A 20026-nucleotide genomic window follows, 5' to 3' on the forward strand; every position below is an offset into this window, starting at 1 on the left:
CCTGATTCGAGCTCGAATTCTATCGACGGCGGTGCGGGCGAGCGGTCAGCTTCGCGATCCGGCCGAGACCGACCCCTTGCTCAGCGGCGTCAGGTCTGCGACCAGACGCTCGGTCAGCGGCACCGGCACGGCATGCCTCTGAGCGATGCGCAGCAGCGCACCGCCGATCGCGTCCAGTTCCAGCGGCAGTCCGGCCTCGGCGTCGCGGTGCATGGACGACTGCGCCTCCGGCGGGAATTCGTCGTAGAACCGCAGTGCCGCTTCCACATTCGCGGGTGCGCCATCCGCGTTACTCAGTTCGGCGAGCTCCGCGACGAGGTCGATCAGCTGCTTGCGATGAACGGTGCGCATGTCGCCGATCGCACACCGGTGGGCGGTGGTCAGCAAGGCGAAGGGAGCGAGGAAGAACAGCTTGCCCCACAGCATGGCGCTCTCGTCCGCGCGCGCCTTCGCCTGCACACCGGCACCCGCCAGCAGCGTCACCAGCTCATCGAGCCATTCGGACGGCGCACTGGCGCTTGCCAGATCGATCTCGACGAACGGACTCCCGTGCACGACAGACCCCGGCGCAATCCGCGACGATGCCACCCGAATCACGCCTGGCACAACCAGTTCCGGCCGATACCGCGCGCGCAGTGCCGCCGGATGCTCGATCCCGTTGAGCAGCGGCACCACCAGACCGTCGCCCAGCGCAGCGGGAGACACCCGTTCGACGGCATCGCCGAGCACGTTCTGCTTCACCGCCACCAAACACATATCGACGGGCGCACGTAATTCGCTAGCTGCGCCCGCCTGCACCGTGAACTCGCCGAACATCTCACTGCGCACCCGCATGCCGCGCTCTCGCACGGCACGCACCGAATCAGGTCCGCCGAGAAATACCACCTCATGTCCAGCCCGAGCGAGCAGCGCACCTATCAGTCCGCCGACACCTCCAGGGCCGAGTACTGCCACACGCCACGGTCGCTCCGAGTTCATCGCGTCCTTTCGTCAGCAGGGAAACCAGATGTCCTCGGCGGCCAGATCCGCGATCCGGTATTTGCCGAGCGCGCTGATCAGGAGCCGCAGCTCGAGTTCGAACGCCGACAGCAGGTTCGTCAGTCCATGATCAGTATTCTCGTCCGCGGCCACCAGCGCCGCTCGACCGAGTCCCACCGCGGACGCCCCGAGCGCCAGGCATTTGACGACTCGTGTTCCCTCCCAACATCTTCCGGATACCAGCAGACTGTGACCGTCCCGCTCGCGGCCGGCGACCCGGTGCAGGCACTCGGCCAGCGGCAGCCCGACGTGACCCAGGAAACCGTGCGGCGCCCAGCCGGTGCCCGCCTCGGCGCCGTCGATGGTCACCGCGTCGGCGCCGGCCGCCCACGCGACCGCCGCCGCGTCGCCCACATCCCGCGCGGGCGGCAGTTTCACCCAGATGCGGCAGCGCGGATAGTTGTTGCGCATCAACCGAATCTGCTGGCGCAGAATCTCCTCGGTGAACGTGCCGGGCGTCGCGCAGCGCAGCACCTGGGCCTCGGCGGGAGCGTAGATGTCCAGAATGTCGTACTGCGCCGACAGATCCGCGCCCCGTTCGCGGGGGATGAGGGTCATGCCGCCGACACCCGGCTTCGCACCCTGACCCACCTTCAACTCGAAGGCCAGCCGGCCCGACGTCAGCAGCGCCTCGCTCGCCGGGTCGCTGTACACCAGGTTCCAGACCTCGGCGTCGGCGTCCTCGGTGCTCTGCTGGACGATCACGCCGCCGGTGTCCTCGGCCGCCATCTTGGTGTACTCGGTGAGCCGCCGCAGCAGCGAGCTCTGCTGCTCGTCGGCCATCCGCCCGTACCCGGAGACCGGAACGATGTTCTCGCCGATCACCATCGGCACCCCGGCCGCACCGGCCTGCCCGGCCACCGCGACACCGAGGTCGCCGTCGGCCACCGCGGTGGACCCGAACGCGGACACATACACCGGCAGCGTCGACCGCAGACCGCCGATGGTCGTGGTCAGATCGACGTCACCGGCGAGCGGTTCCCGCCCGAGATCGAACATCTTCTCCGCCCGCAGCGGCACGAACACCGGCGGCACCAGCCGCGCCCGGTCGATCGCATCGGATTCCGGCCCCGCGGTAAGCGATTCCTGGCCGAACAGCGTCGAACCGTACTGCGCGTTGTCCGGGAAGACCGAACCCGCCGCCGTTCGTGCCCGCGCCCGCACCTCCCGCTCGGGGAAGCCGGGCGCCGACAGCACGCTCATGGACGCAGCTCCCCGGGAATCTTCGGATACGCGGTGGCCTGCCAGACCGCGGCCAGGCCGCCGAGGAACCGGGTGAACCGTTCGACGCCGAGGCCGAATCCCGCACTGGGCGAGAGTCCGTCGCGGGCCACGGTCAGGTACCACTCGTATTTGGCCGGGTTCTCCCCGGTTTCCCGTATGCGGGTCAGCAACGTGCGGTAATCCGACTCGCGCTCGCTGCCGCTCATCATCTCGCCGAACCCGCCGGGGAAGATGAGGTCGAAGTTGCGCAGCATGCCCGGCTCGTCCGGGTTCTCGCTGTCGTAGAAGCCGCGCGAACCCTTGGGGTAGTCGGTGATGAAGAACGGGCGAGTGGCGGCGGCGGAAATGATTTCCTCGCCCTGCCATTCGATCTCGGTGTGTTCGCCCTGGTCGAAGCCGAGTCCGCGCAGTTCGGTGACCGCGGTGGTGTGCCGCTTGCGGTCGTAGGGGCCGGCGAGCACCTGCTTGAGCTGTTCGAGGTCGCGGTCGAGCACCTCCAGCTCGCGCTGGGCGCTGCTCAGGACGTATTCCACCGCGTACTTCGTCAACCGTTCGGCGATGTCCATGGCGTCTTCGCGGGAGCCGTTCGCGATCTCGACGTCGAGCTGATGGAACTCCGCGAGGTGCCGGTGGGTCACCGCGGTCTCCAGCGGCTCGAGCCGCACGTTCGGGGCCACGTGGAAGATCTTGTCGAAGGCGAGCAGCGAGGCCTGCTTGTAGAGAATGCCGCTCGTCATCAGTTTGTAGCGGTGACCGTAATAGTCGATATCGACCTGTTTCGCGCCGCGCGCGCCCGGATCGGTCACCGGACCGATGATGGGCGGCAGCAGTTCGGTGAATCCCTCCGCGGTGAGGAATTCCCGCGCGGCGGCCAGGAATCGTGCCTGCACGGTCAACGCCGCGACGGTTCGCTTCGACGTGAGGTGCACGCGCGGTAGTGGCGGCGCGGTCGGTTCAGTCAATTCAGGCAAAGTCCGATCCGTTCAATAGTCGTGCGAGGGTTTCGGCGCTCCGTATCCGGTATTCGCCGTCTGTATGTGACAGGCGGATTAAATCACCTGATATCCGGCGATCCCTCGTATGCAATTGGTCCAATATCGGCTACCGTTTATATCCAAGTTCCCTATCCTTCGAGTCGTCGACTTGAATACTCGGTAACTGGCGGGAAACCATTATGTGACGGTTTTCGTCGAACCCCCCGATCCCGTTCCGATCTCCGGCATACGCACTGGTTGCGGGCCAATTCTCCCCGTCGCGAATGACACTGTCCACCCCCCGGATAGGGGGTCGCGTCTATCCCCCCGAATGGGGGGTTGCCGGGTTGAAGATCATTTAGAGAGTGTCGCGCGGGCCACCGTGGGCGGGTCGCCGAACAATTGCTGAAACCATGCCGCTGGGGCAGCTTATACCTCTTTGACAGCGACCGGAAGTCCATGTAACTTTGCTTTAACAGGGCCGGAAGCCGATACGGGGTGCGACTTCCGTCGGGAGCATCTGGGGGGTACAGCTTCGGGTGTGTGAATTCTGAGAGGGCGGTCTTGGAGTCAGCTATTGTCTGAATTGATGCCGAGCATCTGCTCATGCCTCCGTTGCGATACCGGAAGTGAATCTCGATAACAATGAACTACGACCGTACGAACTTCGCCCCGCTGTCTGCCGCCCGAAACGTCGACGAAGGACAGTTGAGGTTTCATTGGTGTGCGCCGCTGGACAGCGGGCAGCAAAAAGCGACCGAGAAGTACCGAGTCGGCGAACTCGACTTCGACGGAATGGTGGACTTCGTACAGGAGGCGGACGCGCTCGGCGTCGACTCCCTGCTGATGGGCATCGCCGACTACATGCCCGACCCGCTGCCGATGATCGGCGCGCTGGTCCGGGAGACCCAGAACGTCACCTTCATCCTCGCCTACCGCCCCGGCCTGCTCTCGCCGACGTTGTTCACCCAGGTCGTGAACACGATCTCGTGGATGTCCGACGGCCGGATCTCGCTGAACCTGGTGGCCGGCATCTCGCCCGCCGAACAGGCGGGCTACGGCGATTTCGTCGCGCACGACGGCCGCTACGCGCGCACCCAGGAGTTCCTGGAGATCTGTCACCGCTTCTGGCGCGGAGAGAAACCGCTGACCTACGAAGGTGACCACTATGTCCTGAAGGAGGCCGCACTCGGCCTCGGTTACAAAGGCGGCGGACGCCCCGAGATCTACCTGAGCGGCGCCTCGGACATCGCGCAGGAGACCGCCGCGATGTACGGCGACTGCTGGCTGCGCTACGGCGACACCCCAGAAGGCATGGGCGCCGCGGCACAACCGGTGCTGGACAAGGGAATTCGCGTCGGAACCCGCATGCACGTGCTGGCCAGGGAGACCCGCGAGCAGGCGCTCACCGAGCTGGCCGCCATGCAGGAAGACCCCGACGAAGCCCACCGCGCGTGGGTCGCGCAGGTCGTCGCCGCCTCGGATTCGGTGGCTGTGAAGACCTCCTTCCGCCTCGCCGAAGGCGCCGACGGCGACTGGCTCTCGCCGATGATCTACTCCGGTTTCGTGCCCTACCGCGGCGGACCCGCGCTGTGTGTAGTGGGCAGCTATCAGGAAGTCGCCGACTACCTCTACCAGTACAAAGCGGTCGGAGTGAGCGAGTTCATCTTCTCCGGCTGGCCCACCCGCGACGAGATGCGCATCTTCTACACCCATGTGCTGCCGCTAATTCGTGACCACGAGAGACGGCGGGGATGAAGACAAGGGCGGTGCCCAGGCACAGCGCGCTCTTCGCCACCGGTGTTCTGCTCGGACTGGTCGCCGAACAAGTAGTGCTGTTCGCGGTGCCGCTGTTGATCTTTCACGACACCAAGCAGGTGTCGACGCTCGGTTTCGCGTTCGCGCTGGAGTGGCTGCCGTCCCTGATCGCCTACCCGTTCGCCGGCCTGCTGGCCGACCGTGACGGTGGCGCAAGGCTTTTCACCCGAGTGGCGGTGATGCGCGCGGTGATCCTGGTTGTCGTCGTGCTGATCTGCCTGACCCGACCCGGCTGGATGGTGCCCGCGCTGATGACCGGCGGAGCCTGCTTGTCGGTCTGCGTGGCGCCCATCCGCATGTCGATCGAGCGGATGGTGCCGCAGATCGCCCGCGACTCGCAGATCGCCACCGTGCAGTCCCTGGTGCAGAACATGGAATTGCTCGCTATGGCACTGGGACCCGCCCTCGCGATCCTGGCCGCGGCGTTCCTCGGCAAGCTGTGGCTGTTGCTGGTCGCCGCCGCCGCGTTCGGCATCAGCGCGCTGACCTGGCTGCCGCTCCCGCGGCCGAAGGTGCGCGCCGCCGTCGGCTGGGCGGCCCGGCAGGTGTTGCCGGAGTTGGCGATCGGCTGGCAGCTCATGGTGCGCATCCGGCCGGTGCTGCTGCTCGGCATCCTCAACTTCACCATCAACCTGGTGGTCGGCGTGCTGATCGTCTCGAACGCAGCCCTGGTCACCGACGTTTTTCAGGCACCCGACTCGGCCTACGGCGCGCTCAACGCGGCCGTCGGCGTCACCGGGCTGCTGAACCTCTTGCTGATGCCTGCGCTGCTCCGCCGCGTCGGCGTCGGACCCATTGGGGTAACCGGCTTCTGGCTGATGAGTGCCGCACTGCTGATCGCGGCTCTCGCACCGTCCTACTGGGTCTACGCCCCTGCCTTTGTCCTGATGCTCGTCGGGGACGCGCTCTACAACATCTACAACCGCACCCAGCGGGTGAAGGTGATTCCCAGCGAGCATCTCGGCAAGGTCATGGGGCCGTTCTATTTGCTCAACCTGTTGTCCTATCCGATCGCGGGCCTGCTGATCGGTGGTCTCGGCGCCACTATCGGCCCCCAACGACTCGCGCTGTGGCTGGGCATCCTGCTCTGCCTGTTCGGCGCGGTATTTCTGCCGTTGACCATGGCCAGCTTCCGTAAAGCCTTGCAGGCCCGCGAGATCGCTAACGTTGAGGTCGTGACATGAACGTTCGTTTCCGGTGCGTGCTGTGCACCGTGGAGTCCGATTCCCATCTCTGGAACCTGGTCTACCTGCAAAAGCTGCTCGAGGAGCACGGTGCGTCGGTACACAACCTCGGCACCTGCACGCCCGTGGAGAACGTGGCCACCGCCATTCGCGAGGACCGCCCCGACCTGCTGGTGGTGTCGAGCGTCAACGGCCACGGTTTCCACGGCGCGCAGGTCCTGCTGACCCACCTGAAGGAGAGCGGGCTCGAAGTGGCGTGCGCCATCGGCGGCAAACTGACCACCGCCGTCTCCGACGACGACCGGGTACGCAGCGAACTGCTCGAGCTCGGCTTCACCGACGTGTTCCTCGGCGACGACGCCATCGATCGTTTCCAGGACTTCCTGAAATTCGGCCTGGCGCAAGGCTTCTCCGCCTGGCGCGCGGACCCGGCGCTGATCACCCCGTGGGATCAGGACGCCGCGACCCGAGAGGTGTTCTGATGCACATCGTCATCGTCAATCGATGGCCACGCTTCGACGACGGGATCCGCTGGGACAACGAACTCACCCGCTACGAGGAATTCATCGACCACGACGCGAATCAGGTGAGCTACGTCGTCGACGGTCCCGGCGCGCAGGGCGTGCTCGCGGACCCGGCGAAGATCGCCTGTCAGGTGCAGGTCGGCGACGTCAACGACGTGGACGCCCTGCGCGCGGCCGTCGAGGTGATCATCGACCGGGTCGGCCCGATCGATGAACTGCTCGCGCTGTCGGAATTCACCTTGGAGATCGCGGCCAAGGTCCGCGAGGATCTCGGTATCCCCGGACCCGATCGCGACGAGGTCGCCGTCTACCGGGACAAGGTCCGGATGAAAGAGGTGCTGGACGAGGCGGGCATCCGGGTGCCGCGCTTCGCGAGCTGTACGAGCGCGGAACAGGTGCGGGCCTTCGCGGCCGCCAACGGTTATCCGCTGATCCTCAAACCGGTCGCCGCTGCCGCCAGCATCGGCGTGCGCCGGGTGGACAACGACGCGGAATTGGCCGACGCGCTGAGCAATCTGGAGCTCGACGGTTACGAGGTCGAGGAGTTCATCGCGGGGGAGATCTACCACGTCGACGGTTTCGTCGACGACGATTCCCACGTCGCGTTCCAGGCGGTCTCCCGCTACATCAACGACTGCCTGTCCTTCACCCACGGCGCTCCGCTCGGCTCGGTGCTGATGAGCCCGTCGCCGCGCCGGAAACTGATCGAGGACTTCTCCCAGCAGATCGCCACGACACTCGGCTTGCGCCGCTTACCTTTTCACCTCGAGGTGTTCGTCACCCCGGCCGGCGATCCGGTATTCCTGGAGGTCGGCGGCCGGGTGGGCGGCGCGGAGGTACCGCACCTGCTCTATCGGGTGTTCGGCGTGAACCTGTACGAGATGTTCCTGCGGGTGCTCTCGGGTGGTCCGGTGCCGCCGATCCCCGAGGTGGTCGACTCCTCCGGCGGATGGCTGATCATGCCGAAGTCCGCGGCGAAGTCGGAGCGCGTGGTGCGGGTCGCGTCCATGCGCGACCAGGTGCCGATCGTCTGGCGGGAACTGCTGCCCGCACAGGGCCAGGTGCTGGCACCCGGCGGGGCGTACGACGCGCTGCATCGAGGGCGCTTCATTTTGCTGCACGAGGATGAACACGTCGTCGAGGCCGGCATCCGAAAGATTATCGAGAACTTCGACTTCGAGGCGGAATCGCTGTGAACCATGATGCCAAGGACGACCAGAAACGCTACGACCAGCTGATCGGCTTCCTCACCGAGGAGGAGCGACTAGGCGTCGCCGCCGTCGGCGACAAGTTGATCGAGGACGCGGGCGGTCTCGACGACCTCGCCGACTACAAGGTCATGGTGGCCTACGGCGGCGGCAAGGACAGCACCTACGTGGTCGCGTTCGTGCGCGCTGTGCAACTGCACCTGCAACTCACCCACGACCGCACCTTCCTGATGCGGGTGGCGAACATGCGGCACGCCGGCGTGGTCGGCGCGGTGATGGAGAACATCGATCGGGTGTACTCGGCGCTCGGCCTGCTCGACGACGACCGGGCCGAACTGCTCACCATCGACCACACCGAGATCCGCCGTTTCCGCGTCGATCTGCCGCTGCCGGACAAGCTGGTGGCGATCAACCGGCTCGACGTGCTGATGAACGGACACCGATCGGCCGGCGACGGCCGCCCCACATTCTGCAACAGCTGCAATCTTGCGGTCGCTGATTTCTACGGCCGCGCCGCCTGGTGGCGCGGCGGCGTCGACGCCATCATGACCGGCGACTCCCGCCGCGAACAGGCCCTCTACGCCGCGTGGATTCTGCGGCTGGCCAAGGGAATCGGCATCGATGTGCAACGCAAGGGGATGACGTTCCAGGACCTCTTGTCCGCGTTGCGCGGCGTCGGCGACGCGTACTTCCGCGAGCTGTTCGGCGACGATCAGCACGAGCCCGCCGAACGCGAGGTCGCGGTGGGCGACCGGTCGGTGCAGCCCACCTTCGTCTCCATCTACGACCTGGTCAGCTATCGCGTGCACGACCATTGGGATCTGATCGTGGATTTCCTCGGCTTCCGTTTCGACGACCTGGCGTTCAGCTTCACCGAATCCGATTGCGCCAACCCGACTCTCATGGCGCATCTGCGTGGACTGCGGGTCGAGTACGTCGAAGGCCGGACTTACGAAGCGGGCATCACCGAGTACCTCGAGTTCGCCGAGACGATGATGCGACGCAAGGAAATGCCGGACAACCTCATCGATCTCGCTCTCGGCCGGTACGCGTCGCCGGACAAGATCGTCGAACGGCGCGAAGTGGCGGCCGCGTACGCGGAGAGCGCGTTCGGGCTGGAAGAGGACGCGCTCGTCGCAATGGTGTTCTCCCCGTTCACCGATCAGGGTGCGCGGCTTGCGGAATTCGTCGAACGACGGCACCCCGAGCGGGTCGCCGAGCTCCCGGCATTGCACGCCGCGCTGCGCGGGGAGCCGGGCAGCGACAGCGCCGCCGGGTGGCTGGCCGAGGTGTCCGGGCTGTCCATCTCGCACCTGCGCACGCTCTACGGCAGTTCGCTGGTGGACTTCGCGTCCGGCGACACCGTGATGGCCAGGGTGCGTGCCGGTGACCCGCACAAGTCCGAGGTGCACACGGTCGACGCGCAGTCGGGCCGGCCGACCCTCGAGCTGATTTCGGGTAGGTGACGTGGCCGGGTTCTTCGACAGTTTCGTGGCGGACCGCGCCGCCGCGGGGCAGTTGGTCGTCCAGCCGCGCATGGGCTTCGGCAGCCTGAAAGGCATGCGGGACGGGCTTTCCCGGGTCGCGCACCTGGATTTCCCGGTGATCGGCACGCTCACGCTGGACAGCTACACCCGCGTCGGCGACTACCGGACGCCGCTGGAACGGCTGGCCGCGGGGGAGGAGCTGAACGGGTATCCGATCGTCTCCCACTCGGTCGAGGAAACCCGAAAGTTGTTGTCCGGGTTGTACAAGCCCACGTTTCCGGTTCAGGTGCGACACGGTACCGCCCTGCCGCTGCGGGTCTTTCAGCGGTCGGTCGAGGTCGGGCTGGACGCGACCGAAGGCGGTCCGGTCTCGTACTGCCTGCCCTACAGCAGGCTGCCGCTACGCGACGCGGTCGAGGCGTGGGCGGAAAGTACCCGGTATCTCGCGGACGCCGCCGAATTCGGCCACATCGAGAGTTTCGGCGGGTGCATGCTCGGGCAGCTGTGCCCCCCATCGCTGTTGGTGGCGATGGGGGTGCTCGAGGGGTTGTTCTTCCGGCAGCACGGCTTGCGATACATGTCGTTCAGTTACGCGCAAGGCACACTGGCAGAACAGGATCGAGGTGCGCTGCGTGCGTTGCGGACCCTCGCCGCCGACTATCTGGGCGATGTCACTTGGCACGTAGTGCTTTACACGTACATGGGTCTGTTCCCGCGTACGCCCGACGGCGCGACCCGGCTGATCCGCGACAGCGCCCGGCTGGCCGCGGCGACCGGGTGCGAACGGATGATCGTGAAGACGGTGTCGGAGGCCTGGCAGATCCCGTCCATCGCGGAAAACGTTGCGGCGCTGCGGATGGCGTCGGAGGAGGCGGCCGGGCCGCTCGACCCGGCATCACCGAGCGAGGGGCAATACTTCACCGAGGTCCTCGACGAGTCCCGGACCCTGATCGACACCGTGCTGAATCTCGACCCGGACGTAGGGAAGGCGCTGCTGGCCGCGTTCTCCGCCGGGCTGCTCGACGTCCCCTTCTGCCTGCACACCGACAACCTCGGCGCGACCACCTCGGTCATCGACGAGCAGGGTGCGCTGCGCTGGGGGAAGCTGGGCCGACTTCCCTTGCCCGCCAGCGCCGGTCGCGACGATCTCGCCCGACTCGGCTCCGCAGCCCTCTACGGGATGCTCGACCACGTGGCCAACAGTTATGACAGCCACCCCGATGGGATGCTCGATGTCCGAAGGTAATCCGTCCGTTGTCGTCCTGGTGGACGCGTTCTCCACCGGCGCGTTGCTGGCCCGGCACGCGCGGCGCGAGCACCGGTTGATCCATGTCCGATCCAGGGCGCACCTGCCCGCGACCTTCGCGGCGAGTCTGCCCGCCGAGTTGTTCGACGAGGACCTGTCCTACGCCGATCAGGCCGACGACGTGCTGCATCGGCTCGCCGAACTGTCGCCGGTCGCGGTGATCGCGGCGAGCGAGTTCGGCGTCGAGGTGGCCGACGAGATCGCCGCGAAGCTGGGGTTGCGCGGCAACGATCCGGCGCTGTCGTACGTGCGGCGGGACAAGTTCTACATGCTGGAGGCGGTCGCCGCGGCGGGATTGCGCACGGCGCGGCAGCGGCGCGGTCATGATGTTGCGGGACTGCTGGATTGGCGCCGGGCCGCCGGTCTCGGGCGGACGGTGATCAAGCCGCTGGACAGCGCGGGATCCGAGGACGTGTTCATCAGCGATTCCGATGCGGAGATCCGCGCCGCGGTCGGGACGATCCTGGGTAAGACGAATCTGATGTTGCGGACCAACGCGGATGTGCTGGCGCAGGAATATCTCGCCGGTGACGAGTACATCGTCAACTCGGTGAGCCGCGACGGTGTGCACTGGTTCACCGATGTGTGGATCAGCCACAAGGTGACCGTGCGCGACAACCGCCGAATCTACGACTGCGAGGACCTGCTGTCCGAGGCGGACCCGCGATTCGGCGAGATTCTCGACTACGTGTCGGGGGTGCTCGACGCGCTCGGCATCGCCAACGGGCCCGCGCACACCGAATTGATCTATACCGCAACGGGTCCGGTGCTGCTGGAGACCGGAGCGCGGCTGTCCGGGCTGGCCAATCCCGGTGCGCTCGATCGGGGCACCGGGGTGAACCAGGTCGATCTGACGATGGACTGTTACGCCGGCGAGGGGCGTGCGCTGGCGGCCCAGCCGCTGGTGTACGCGCGACGAGAGCAGGCGCGCTGCGTGAATCTCATTGCGCACCGGCAGGTTCCGTTGCCCGCCCAGGCGTTGCGCGAGCAGCTCGAACGACTGCCCGCCATCGAGAGTGTGCGTTTCCGCATCGCCGACCAGATGATGACCAGGCCGACAGTCGATCTCAACTCCTCGCCCGGTGTGGTGTTCCTGGTCCATCAGGACCCCGCCGAAATCGAGCGGTCGTATCGGACCCTGCGCCGGATCGAGCACGAGTTGCTGTAGCGGGGGCAGGTGCCGCCAGAAAGGCAGAGAGCTTCGATGACGAATCCGCAACTGGGACAGATCCTGCTCGCCATCCTGGTGCTGCTGCTGGCGGCCAACCTCCTCGGTCAGCTGTTCCGGAAACTCCGCCAGCCCAAGGTGGTCGGCGAGATCCTCGCCGGAATCCTGCTCGGCCCCACCGTTCTCGGGAAGATCGTGCCCGGCTTCGCCGCCGACCTGTTCGGCACCGGCAACCCGGAAGCCAAGGCGGTGGTCTTCGGATTTCTGTACAACCTCGGCCTGCTCATGCTGATGTTCGTCTCCGGCTGTGCGGCGAAACACCTGCTGGGAAAGGACAATCGCAAGGCCACCGCCTGGATCCTCGGCATCGGCACGCCACTGCCGTTCTTCATCGCTCTCTTCGCCGCGCCGCTGCTGCCGCTTGAGGAGTTCACCGGTTCCGCGGGCAGCGAGCAGGCCGTCGTGCTCGTCTTCGCCGCCGCCACCGCGGTCACCTCGATTCCGGTCATCACCAAGATCTTCTACGACCTCGGCATCCTGCACACCCGGTTCGCCAGCCTCCAATTGGGTTCGGCGGTACTGGAAGACATCGCCCTGTGGGGTGTGCTGTCCGTCGCCACCGCGATCGCTGCCGCCACCCTGAATGCCGACAGTGACGCGTTGACCGCGACCATCGGCAGTCACATGGCGGTCAACGCCGCGTACGTGGTGATCGCGCTCGCCGTCATGCCCGCTGTGCTGCGCAAACTTTCGCGGGCGAGCTGGAATGTGGTGGCGCGCAACTCGCCCATCGCGTGGATGCTCACTGTGTTCCTGGGCTACGTGTCCCTGGCCGCCGCGCTCGACGTAACCCTCGCCTTCGCCGCCTTACTGGCCGGTTTCGGTGTCATGGGCGGCATGCGCGGCACCGAGCAGGAACGCTTCCGCGACCCCATGCAATCGCTCAGCGACATCTCCGGCCACTTCTTCGTCCCCCTCTATTTCGCGATAGTCGGCTACCGCCTGGACCTTTCGAAGACCTTCAACCCGCTCATGCTCATCGGCTTCCTCCTCGGCACCTCACTGGTCGTCTTCCTGTCCGTAGGCCTCGGCGCGAAACTCGCCGGCATGAACCGCCTCGACATCGTCAACCTCGCCGTCACCCAGAACGCCCGCGGCGGCCCCGGCATCGTCATGGCCTCCGTCGCCTTCGACACCGGCATCATCAACGCCACCTTCTACACCACCCTCGTCCTCACCGCCGTCCTCACCTCTCAGGCCTGCGGCTTCTGGCTGGACCACGTCCTCCGCAAAGGCTGGCCCCTCCTCTCCGGCGCCGACCTCCGCCGCCGCGGCGTCGACTCACTCCCCGACGAAATCCCTTCGCGCACAGCGTGACTGCGGCGCTGACCCGGACCCCGACCTGCGAGACCCGCACTGGAACACCTCCGGCACACCCTCTACTACCGCGGCTACCGCGGATCAAAGCAAAGTGGGACCCGTGCAACATCTTTCGTCATCTACTGTCGATAGCGCCGCCCGGTTCGTAGCGTCTCAACCACCGGCCGGTGCGGCTACTGCCGCGCACGCCACGTCTTGCTGCGGGCGTTGTCCGGTAGCCAGGAAGGTCGTCACCGAGTCGTTCAGGCAGGTGTTGTCTTTGAACAGATAGGCGAGATGCCCGCCCTGATCGGCGGTGACCATTCGAGCGCGGTCACCGAATGCACGTTGCAGTTCGCGCGCTCCGGACAGCGGAGTCGCCGGGTCGCGCAGGTTCTGCACGATGAGGATGTTCGACGGACCACGGTCGTTGATCTGGACCGAGGGTTCTACCGGGTCCGGCCAATCGGCGCACGGCCAGATATTCGCCGCCGCCGCGCCGAACATGGGGTAGCGGACCCGGTCGACTGCGACGTTGCCCTGGTATACCAGTTCCGATTTCGGCCACGCGGAGTCGTTGCAGACCACGTACAGCTGACTGGACAGGTAGTTGTCCTGGTCCGGCGGCGCCGGCGGGGTGTCGCCGGCCTGTCCGGTGTCGGCCGCGCGCCAGACCTCGGCCAGCGTCGGCAGCGTCTTGTCGAAGTAGAGCATGCCGAAGTTGGCCTGGCGGAACAGTGCGCCGTATCCGCCGCCGGCCGGGTTCGGTATCGCGTCGAGCTCGGCGGCGAGTTCGTAGTACTTCGCGGTGACCTGCTCGAGCGTGCCGCCCAGGCCGTACTCGGGGTGGGCGGCCAGGAACGCCGCGAAGTCGGGGAATCGCTCCTGGAAGCCCTCCGCCAGCCTGCGCGAGTGAGTGCTGTCGAAGCCGCCGGGGCCGGTCGCGCTGTCGAGCACCACACGGTCGGTGCGGTCGGGGAACAGCGACGCGTACACCGCACCGAGGTAGGTACCGTAAGAAATGCCGTGGTAGGACAGCTTCTCCTCGCCGAGCGCCGCCCGGATCCGGTCCATGTCGCGTGCGGTGTTCGCCGTGTTGATGAACGGCAGCATCGATCCTGTCGCGGATGTACCGCACTGGTGTGCAATGTTTTTTACCGCCGCACTGCGCTGCGCCACATCGATCGGGTCGCGGGCGTACGGCGGGATGTTGCTCGTCTGCTGTGCTGGGGTCAGCGCGCAGGTGACCGGCGTGCTGTGGCCGACGCCGCGCGGGTCGAAGCCGATCACGTCGTAGCTGTCGAGCACGTTCTGTGGCAGGCCGAGCCTGGCGAGATCGGCCGGGAAGTTCAGCCCGGCCCCGCCCGGACCGCCGGTGTTGGTCAGCAGAATGCCCCGGCGTTGGGCCGGGGCGCTGCTCTTCAGCCGAGAGACGGCGATCTGGATCTGCGGCCCGTCCGGGTTCCGATAGTCAAGCGGGACCTCGAGAGTCGTACATTGCAGACCGGGGCCGGTGACGTCCGCCGGACAGGCGCCCCACGACAGCGGATCTGTCGCCGTTGCCACCCCCGGAACCATCGAGGCCGCGACGATCGCGACGATGACGGACCACAATGTTCGGCGCATGCCGTTGTCTCCCAACAGAAGTCGAGGCAGTATCAGAAGATCGCGACCGGGTTGACCGGAACTCCTGTCATGCCGTGGATACGTGGTGGTGCGGCGACGAACAGAAAACTGTAGCGGTCGAGTTCCGCACAGACCGCGGCGAGTTCATCGGCGTCGACGCCGTCGATCAACGGCATGCCGAGTCGCGGCAGCGCCACCCTGTGCATGGCCGGGGGACCGCCTGGCTGCGGCGGGTAGGTATCGGAGAGGTCGCCGGCATACACCGAAACGCCGCGCTCGTGCATCCAGCGCAGCGCGTCGATGGTCATCCCTGGCATCGGGTTGCCGCGATATCGCGTTGCCACCCAATCGAATCGGGCGACGAGCGCGTCACCGGATTCGAGCCGCACACCCTGGCGTTGTTCCGCGGCGTCGAGATCCAGGGACGTGATCGCCCGGTCGGCGGGCACCGGACCGTCGATCGCGAGGTCGAGCAGGACGCCGCGGGTGACGATCCCGGCGGCGAACGCCGCGGTCGATCCGTGCTGGACGCCGCTCATGGTGACGCTCTCGTCCAATGGCCGCCCGGGATACACCTGACCGTCGACGACCATGTGCGACAGCGCATCCAGATGCGTGGACTTGATGTGGTGATTGGTGACGGTCATGACGTCCGCGTTCGCGAACACCGGGCTTCCGGTGTACTGCATGACCAGCTGAACCGGCGACGTCTCGGCCGGGTACGGCCCGAACGGACCGCTGATCACCGGCGCGGGCTGGATCGGCACAGCCAGCGACACCGAGCGCCCGATGCGGACCTCGCGCGCGCCCCGCTCGCGCGCCTCGTCGGTGATCAAGTTCAACGTGCCCAGTTCGTCGTCGTCGCCCCAGCGGCCCCAATTGCTCGGCGGCGCAAGGCTTCCGGCCTGTTCGGGACCGGCGGCCGGAGGTGTGGTGGTGTCAGCTGACACGGTTGTCTCCCTCGATAGCGATTGATCGGCGACGTCCGGCGGTGGGCCTGCTCGAGCGAACGGCGGCAGGCCTGTGCCGGGCACGCCGAACAGTCAAGACCATGCCGTAGCGGCACAGTCAAGCGGTCGGTCGCACACCAATGGGTTGGAGACACAACGGCCGGCACGGACTTTCGCGTCCGTACCGACCTTCGTGTGTTCGACGCTACGACCTGCACCGTCTTCGCATAATCGAGGCGTTCTGCCAGTGCCGATTTCGCTATGTCTACCGGCGGCCGCGGCGACGGAAGTTGAACGAGCGCGCCCCGGTGCCGACACCGGCCAGGTGCAGGGCCACGAGTAGCAGCCCGACGGTGGTGAGAGTGCCTGCGGTGATGGAATCCCCGAGGGTGGTCGTGGTCAGATCGAGCAGCAACGCGAGTGCGAATGCCACGGCGGCGGCGATGGCCAACATGTAGAACCTCCTGATAGTGACCAGGATGTACCCCAAGGTTCCGGGCGCAACCGTATGACTTTTGTCATCGGCAATCCATGCACAACCCACCGGGTTTCGGTGACTGCGCTTACTACTGCCGCCGGCCGCGGTCCGTGATCGTAGAAGTCATGAACAGCACTCATTTGCCGGACCGCGCACAGCATGCGCGACCGACCGACGACATCATCACCGCACGCGGACTACGCCGCACCTACGGCACCGGCAAGGCCGCGTTCGAGGCGGTGAAAGGCGTTGACCTCCAAGTCTTCGAGGGCGAAGTCTTCGCGCTGCTCGGCACCAACGGCGCGGGCAAGACCTCGACCCTCGACATGCTGGAGGGGCTCGCCGCGCCCTCGGCCGGGGTCGTCGAGGTCTTCGGCCTCGACCCGCGCCGGGACCGCGATCAGGTTCGCGCGCAGGTCGGCATCATGTTGCAGGCCGGTGGCCTGCCGGCCGAGCTGACCGTCCGCGAAACCCTGGAGATGTGGCGCGGGACGTGCAGCGACCCGACCACCTCCGACGTCGTTCTCGCCCAGGTCGACCTGGCCGATCGCGCCGACGTCCGGGTCGGTTCGCTCTCCGGCGGCGAGCAGCGCCGCGTCGACATGGCCTGCGCTCTGCTCGGCCAGCCCCGGTTGCTGTTCCTGGACGAGCCGACCACCGGGCTCGACCCGGAGAGCCGCCGCGCGACCTGGCAGTTGCTCGCGGGCCTCAAGGCCTCCGGCGTGACCATGGTGCTCACCACGCACTACCTGGACGAGGCCGAGGCGCTGGCCGACCGGATCGCGATCATGCACAAGGGCGCGGTCGCCCGGGCCGGCACGTTGCGTGAGATCGTCGACGGTCATCCGGCGCGGATCGTCTTCGATCATCCGGGACTGCCGTTGCCGCAGCTGCGCGCCGCACAGATCGACGCGCAGGCCCGGGTCACGGTCAGCACCTACGACCTGCAAGGTCACCTGTTCGAACTGCTCGGCTGGGCCCGCGAGCACGGACTGCAACTGCGCGGGCTCGAAGCCCATGCCGCCTCGCTGGAGGCGGTCTTCCTCGACATCGCCAACGAACCGGTCGCCCCGGCCGCGTCCACCCCCGAACTGATCGGAGCAGCCCGATGACCACCCTCGCCGCACCCACCACCGCGTTCCGCCGCCGCCCGCTGGTCGCGCTCGCGAAGGCCGAGTACTTGCAGTTCCGGCGCAACAAGACGCTGGTCTGGATGGCGACCCTCTTTCCGATCGGCATCCCGCTCGCCACCTACTTCATCGCGATCAAAGACGACGCACCGACGACGGCCACGGCGGCGATCGCGTTCGAGATGTTCACCTTGCTCGCTTTGCTTTTCGTGCAGTACTACTCGGTGCTGTCGATGGTCACCACGCGCCGCAGCGAAGGCGTGTTGAAGCGGTTGCGCACAGGTGAGGCCGCCGACTGGCAGATCCTGACCGCCCCGGCGGTTCCCGGTGTGGTGATGACCGCCTTCGGCACGGTCGTCGTCGCCGCGGTCATCTACGGTGCGGGCGCACCCGCACCGGTCAACCCGCTGGCGATCGTGCTCGCGCTGGTGGGCGGGATCGTGCTGTTCTCGCTACTCGCGCTCGCGACCAGTGCGGTGACGAAGAACGCCGAGGCCGCGCAGATGACCTCGCTGCCCATCATGGTGGTCGCGATGGTCGGCCTCGGGTCCATTCGCACGGTGCTGCCCGATCGGCTCGCCGCGCTGGCCGACTGGACGCCGTTCGCGGCCATTTCCGATCTGGCTTCCCTCGGTGCGTCCGGCAAGACCTCCACCGCCGCCGCATCCGACGTGGCCCTGGATTTCGCGGGCACCTTCGCCGAACTCGGCCGGCCGTTTGCCACACTGGCGATATGGACCGTCCTGGCGCTCGCGCTGACCCGCAAGAGTTTCCGCTGGGACGATCGCGGTTGAGCCGCTTGACCTCCTGGTGGGACGCGTTGTCAGGGCCGGACAAGTTCCGGCTCTACACGCGCGTCACCATCCAGGTCGCGGTGGTGTCGGCGATCGCGGGGATGTCGGTCAGTGCGCGCGGACCGTGGCTGACCGTCGGGGTGGTCGTCGCCGGTCTCGCGTCCGTCGTTGCGCTGGAAGTGGCACCCGACTTCGCCGGGCCGTCGGCCGCTCGGTGGCGTCGGTGGGCGCTACCGGCTTCGATCGTGGCGCTGGTGGGGGTGTGGCTGATCTTCGCGCTGGTCGCCAGGCTGGCCGACAGCGACTCGGTCGTCGGGCAAGGGAGTATCGCCAGTCTCTTCGCGGCGGTGCTCGGCATGATGTCCGTCGTCGCGTTCCTGCGGCACAAATGGTGGATCGTCCTCGGCATCAGCGTGGCGACCGGGCTGCTCATCGGTTCCTCACCGCTGATGGGTCTGGTCATGGCCGTGGTGACCTATATCGCCGGATGTTTTGTCGTCGCAACGACATTGCTGACCGCGTGGGGTGTGCGGGTGGTCGACGAGCTGGATCGGGCGAAGGGCGTCGAAGCCGAATTGCAAGTGGCCGAAGAGCGTTTGCGCTTCGCCCGGGACCTGCACGACATCGTCGGCCGCGGGTTCTCCGCGATCGCGGTGAAAAGCGAACTCGCGGCGGTGCTTTCGCGATCCGGTCAGAGCGACCGCGCGGCCGCCGAGATGGACGAGGTGAAGACGCTCGCGGTCGACTCGATGGGGCAGATGCGAAAACTGGTGCGCGGCTACCGGGGTATCGATCTGCGCGGGGAGGTGGGCGGCGCACGCTCGCTGCTGTCGGCGGTGGGCTGCCGGCTCGACGTCGAGGGCGATGCGGCCAAGGTGCCCGCGCGGTTCCACGAGGTGGCCGCGTGGGTGGTGCGCGAAGGAACGACGAACATCGTCGAACACTCGTCGGCGACCTCGGCGGTGCTCACGCTCGGCGACGCGGGCATGTCCCTGCGCAACGACCGTCCGGACGGCACGCCGGGCGAGCGATCCGGACTGCGCGGCCTCGGCGAGCGCCTCGCGACCGTCGGCGCGACCCTCGACGTGACCGCGACACCCGAGCAGTTCACCCTCCAAATCCATTGGGAGAACAAATGATTCCCGTGTTTCTCGCCGACGACGAAACGCTCATCCGGGCCGCGCTGGCGACCATGCTCGATCTGGAAGCCGACCTCGAGGTGATCGATCACGTCGGCTCGGGCGATGAACTGCTCGCGGCGTGGCGGCGTCGGACCGAGAGCGGCGAGCCGGTCGCGGTGGCGGTCATCGATCTGCAGATGCCCGGCATCGACGGCATCGAGACCGCCATCGAACTACAGCGGCTCACCCCGGGTGCGGGCACGCTGATCGTCACGAGTCACGGCCGCCCCGGGTATCTCAAACGTGCCCTCGCCGCGGGTGTGCGCGGCTTCCTGCCGAAGACGACCTCCGCGGCGACACTGGCCGAGGTGATCCGCACCGTGCACCGCGGCGGCCGATACGTCGACCCCGAACTGGCCGCCGAAGCCATCAGCGCGGGCGACACCGTGCTCACCGCCCGCGAGGCCGACGTCCTCGAGTACGCCATCGACGGCGCGTCCGTCGAGGACATCGCCCGCCGCGCTCACCTTTCCGCCGGCACCACCCGCAACTACCTGTCCTCGGCAATGGCGAAACTCGGCGTCTCCAACCGCTACGAGGCCGCCCTCAAAGCGCGGGAGAAGGGCTGGATCTGACT

The 20026-nt window shown here is 66.9% G+C and carries 19 protein-coding genes; 13 read left to right on the top strand and 6 right to left on the bottom strand.

Translation table 11 applies throughout. The features are described from left to right. Window positions 1-45: 45 nt before the first annotated feature. The 3 genes from F3087_RS07475 to F3087_RS07485 are packed head-to-tail and all read right to left on the bottom strand — an operon-like array spanning window position 46 to window position 3224. Window positions 46-978 carry a ketopantoate reductase family protein gene (locus F3087_RS07475; RefSeq protein WP_150401116.1) on the bottom strand — a complete coding sequence of 311 codons (933 nt, stop codon included), beginning with the start codon at window positions 976-978 and terminating at the stop codon, window positions 46-48. A gap of 12 nt (window positions 979-990) precedes the next feature. Beyond that, entirely contained in the window at window positions 991-2241 is a 1251-nt protein-coding gene (locus tag F3087_RS07480; RefSeq protein ID WP_150401117.1) for a glutamate synthase-related protein, read from the bottom strand. Further along, complete coding sequence (locus F3087_RS07485; RefSeq protein ID WP_223884904.1) at window positions 2238-3224, bottom strand: asparagine synthetase A; 987 nt, start codon at window positions 3222-3224, stop codon at window positions 2238-2240. The genes F3087_RS07480 and F3087_RS07485 overlap by 4 nt, the downstream gene beginning before the upstream one ends. A gap of 657 nt (window positions 3225-3881) precedes the next feature. Between F3087_RS07485 and F3087_RS07490 the strand changes: the two genes are divergently transcribed. Genes F3087_RS07490 through F3087_RS47395 form a run of 9 tightly spaced genes read left to right on the top strand, consistent with a single transcriptional unit; the run spans window position 3882 to window position 13460 of the window. Continuing rightward, a complete protein-coding gene (locus F3087_RS07490; protein WP_150401118.1) occupies window positions 3882-4994 on the top strand; it encodes an LLM class flavin-dependent oxidoreductase in 1113 nt (370 codons plus the stop codon). 11 nt (window positions 4995-5005) lie between these two features. Next, on the top strand, window positions 5006-6238 hold the full coding sequence (locus tag F3087_RS07495) for an MFS transporter (RefSeq protein WP_223884905.1): 1233 nt from the start codon (window positions 5006-5008) through the stop codon (window positions 6236-6238). Next, complete coding sequence (locus tag F3087_RS07500; RefSeq protein ID WP_150401120.1) at window positions 6235-6720, top strand: cobalamin B12-binding domain-containing protein; 486 nt, start codon at window positions 6235-6237, stop codon at window positions 6718-6720. The genes F3087_RS07495 and F3087_RS07500 overlap by 4 nt, the downstream gene beginning before the upstream one ends. After that, window positions 6720-7958 carry an ATP-grasp domain-containing protein gene (locus F3087_RS07505; protein WP_150401121.1) on the top strand — a complete coding sequence of 413 codons (1239 nt, stop codon included), beginning with the start codon at window positions 6720-6722 and terminating at the stop codon, window positions 7956-7958. Before F3087_RS07500 ends, F3087_RS07505 begins: the two co-directional genes overlap by 1 nt. Beyond that, entirely contained in the window at window positions 7955-9436 is a 1482-nt protein-coding gene (locus F3087_RS07510) for a hypothetical protein (RefSeq protein WP_150401122.1), read from the top strand. The genes F3087_RS07505 and F3087_RS07510 overlap by 4 nt, the downstream gene beginning before the upstream one ends. Window position 9437: 1 nt before the next feature. After that, window positions 9438-10703, top strand: a complete 1266-nt coding sequence (locus F3087_RS07515) for a methylaspartate mutase (protein WP_150401123.1) — start codon at window positions 9438-9440, stop codon at window positions 10701-10703. Continuing rightward, window positions 10690-11931, top strand: a complete 1242-nt coding sequence (locus tag F3087_RS07520; RefSeq protein ID WP_191093836.1) for an ATP-grasp domain-containing protein — start codon at window positions 10690-10692, stop codon at window positions 11929-11931. Before F3087_RS07515 ends, F3087_RS07520 begins: the two co-directional genes overlap by 14 nt. A gap of 36 nt (window positions 11932-11967) precedes the next feature. Further along, the gene (locus tag F3087_RS07525) at window positions 11968-13308 is read left to right on the top strand and encodes a cation:proton antiporter (protein ID WP_150401125.1); all 1341 of its coding nucleotides are present in this window, start codon (window positions 11968-11970) and stop codon (window positions 13306-13308) included. Further along, entirely contained in the window at window positions 13305-13460 is a 156-nt protein-coding gene (locus F3087_RS47395) for a BBE domain-containing protein (protein ID WP_223884906.1), read from the top strand. Before F3087_RS07525 ends, F3087_RS47395 begins: the two co-directional genes overlap by 4 nt. Window positions 13461-13464: 4 nt before the next feature. On the opposite strand, the gene F3087_RS07535 is transcribed toward F3087_RS47395, so the two are convergent. The 3 genes from F3087_RS07535 to F3087_RS07545 form a co-directional block, all read right to left on the bottom strand. After that, window positions 13465-14916: an alpha/beta hydrolase gene (locus tag F3087_RS07535; protein WP_150401126.1), complete on the bottom strand. Its 1452-nt coding sequence runs from the start codon at window positions 14914-14916 to the stop codon at window positions 13465-13467. 32 nt (window positions 14917-14948) lie between these two features. Continuing rightward, on the bottom strand, window positions 14949-15866 hold the full coding sequence (locus F3087_RS07540; RefSeq protein ID WP_150401127.1) for a cyclase family protein: 918 nt from the start codon (window positions 15864-15866) through the stop codon (window positions 14949-14951). A gap of 265 nt (window positions 15867-16131) precedes the next feature. After that, window positions 16132-16320 (bottom strand): hypothetical protein, encoded by a 189-nt coding sequence (locus tag F3087_RS07545; RefSeq protein WP_150401128.1) that lies wholly within the window; start codon window positions 16318-16320, stop codon window positions 16132-16134. A gap of 149 nt (window positions 16321-16469) precedes the next feature. Here F3087_RS07545 and F3087_RS07550 point away from each other — a divergent pair, with 149 nt between their 5' ends. From F3087_RS07550 to F3087_RS07565, 4 genes are read left to right on the top strand one after another with little or no spacing between them, the layout of a single operon-like run. After that, a complete protein-coding gene (locus F3087_RS07550; RefSeq protein WP_191093837.1) occupies window positions 16470-17456 on the top strand; it encodes an ABC transporter ATP-binding protein in 987 nt (328 codons plus the stop codon). Next, window positions 17453-18268 (top strand): ABC transporter permease, encoded by an 816-nt coding sequence (locus F3087_RS07555; RefSeq protein WP_150401129.1) that lies wholly within the window; start codon window positions 17453-17455, stop codon window positions 18266-18268. The genes F3087_RS07550 and F3087_RS07555 overlap by 4 nt, the downstream gene beginning before the upstream one ends. Next, entirely contained in the window at window positions 18265-19407 is a 1143-nt protein-coding gene (locus F3087_RS07560) for a sensor histidine kinase (protein WP_223884907.1), read from the top strand. Before F3087_RS07555 ends, F3087_RS07560 begins: the two co-directional genes overlap by 4 nt. Further along, complete coding sequence (locus F3087_RS07565) at window positions 19404-20024, top strand: response regulator transcription factor (RefSeq protein ID WP_150401130.1); 621 nt, start codon at window positions 19404-19406, stop codon at window positions 20022-20024. The genes F3087_RS07560 and F3087_RS07565 overlap by 4 nt, the downstream gene beginning before the upstream one ends. Window positions 20025-20026: the final 2 nt, after the last annotated feature.

The sequence above is a fragment of the Nocardia colli genome (assembly GCF_008704205.1).
GTDB lineage: Bacteria > Actinomycetota > Actinomycetes > Mycobacteriales > Mycobacteriaceae > Nocardia > Nocardia colli.

What these genes read in the sequence shown, in the direction of transcription:
- F3087_RS07475 (WP_150401116.1), bottom strand. Translation starts at nt 978, where the DNA reads ATGAACTCGGAGCGACCGTGGCGTGTGGCAGTACTCGGCCCTGGAGGT.
- F3087_RS07480 (WP_150401117.1), bottom strand. Translation starts at nt 2,241, where the DNA reads ATGAGCGTGCTGTCGGCGCCCGGCTTCCCCGAGCGGGAGGTGCGGGCG.
- F3087_RS07490 (WP_150401118.1), top strand. Translation starts at nt 3,882, where the DNA reads ATGAACTACGACCGTACGAACTTCGCCCCGCTGTCTGCCGCCCGAAAC.
- F3087_RS07500 (WP_150401120.1), top strand. Translation starts at nt 6,235, where the DNA reads ATGAACGTTCGTTTCCGGTGCGTGCTGTGCACCGTGGAGTCCGATTCC.
- F3087_RS07505 (WP_150401121.1), top strand. Translation starts at nt 6,720, where the DNA reads ATGCACATCGTCATCGTCAATCGATGGCCACGCTTCGACGACGGGATC.
- F3087_RS07520 (WP_191093836.1), top strand. Translation starts at nt 10,690, where the DNA reads ATGTCCGAAGGTAATCCGTCCGTTGTCGTCCTGGTGGACGCGTTCTCC.
- F3087_RS07525 (WP_150401125.1), top strand. Translation starts at nt 11,968, where the DNA reads ATGACGAATCCGCAACTGGGACAGATCCTGCTCGCCATCCTGGTGCTG.
- F3087_RS07535 (WP_150401126.1), bottom strand. Translation starts at nt 14,916, where the DNA reads ATGCGCCGAACATTGTGGTCCGTCATCGTCGCGATCGTCGCGGCCTCG.
- F3087_RS07545 (WP_150401128.1), bottom strand. Translation starts at nt 16,320, where the DNA reads ATGTTGGCCATCGCCGCCGCCGTGGCATTCGCACTCGCGTTGCTGCTC.
- F3087_RS07550 (WP_191093837.1), top strand. Translation starts at nt 16,470, where the DNA reads ATGAACAGCACTCATTTGCCGGACCGCGCACAGCATGCGCGACCGACC.
- F3087_RS07555 (WP_150401129.1), top strand. Translation starts at nt 17,453, where the DNA reads ATGACCACCCTCGCCGCACCCACCACCGCGTTCCGCCGCCGCCCGCTG.
- F3087_RS07565 (WP_150401130.1), top strand. Translation starts at nt 19,404, where the DNA reads ATGATTCCCGTGTTTCTCGCCGACGACGAAACGCTCATCCGGGCCGCG.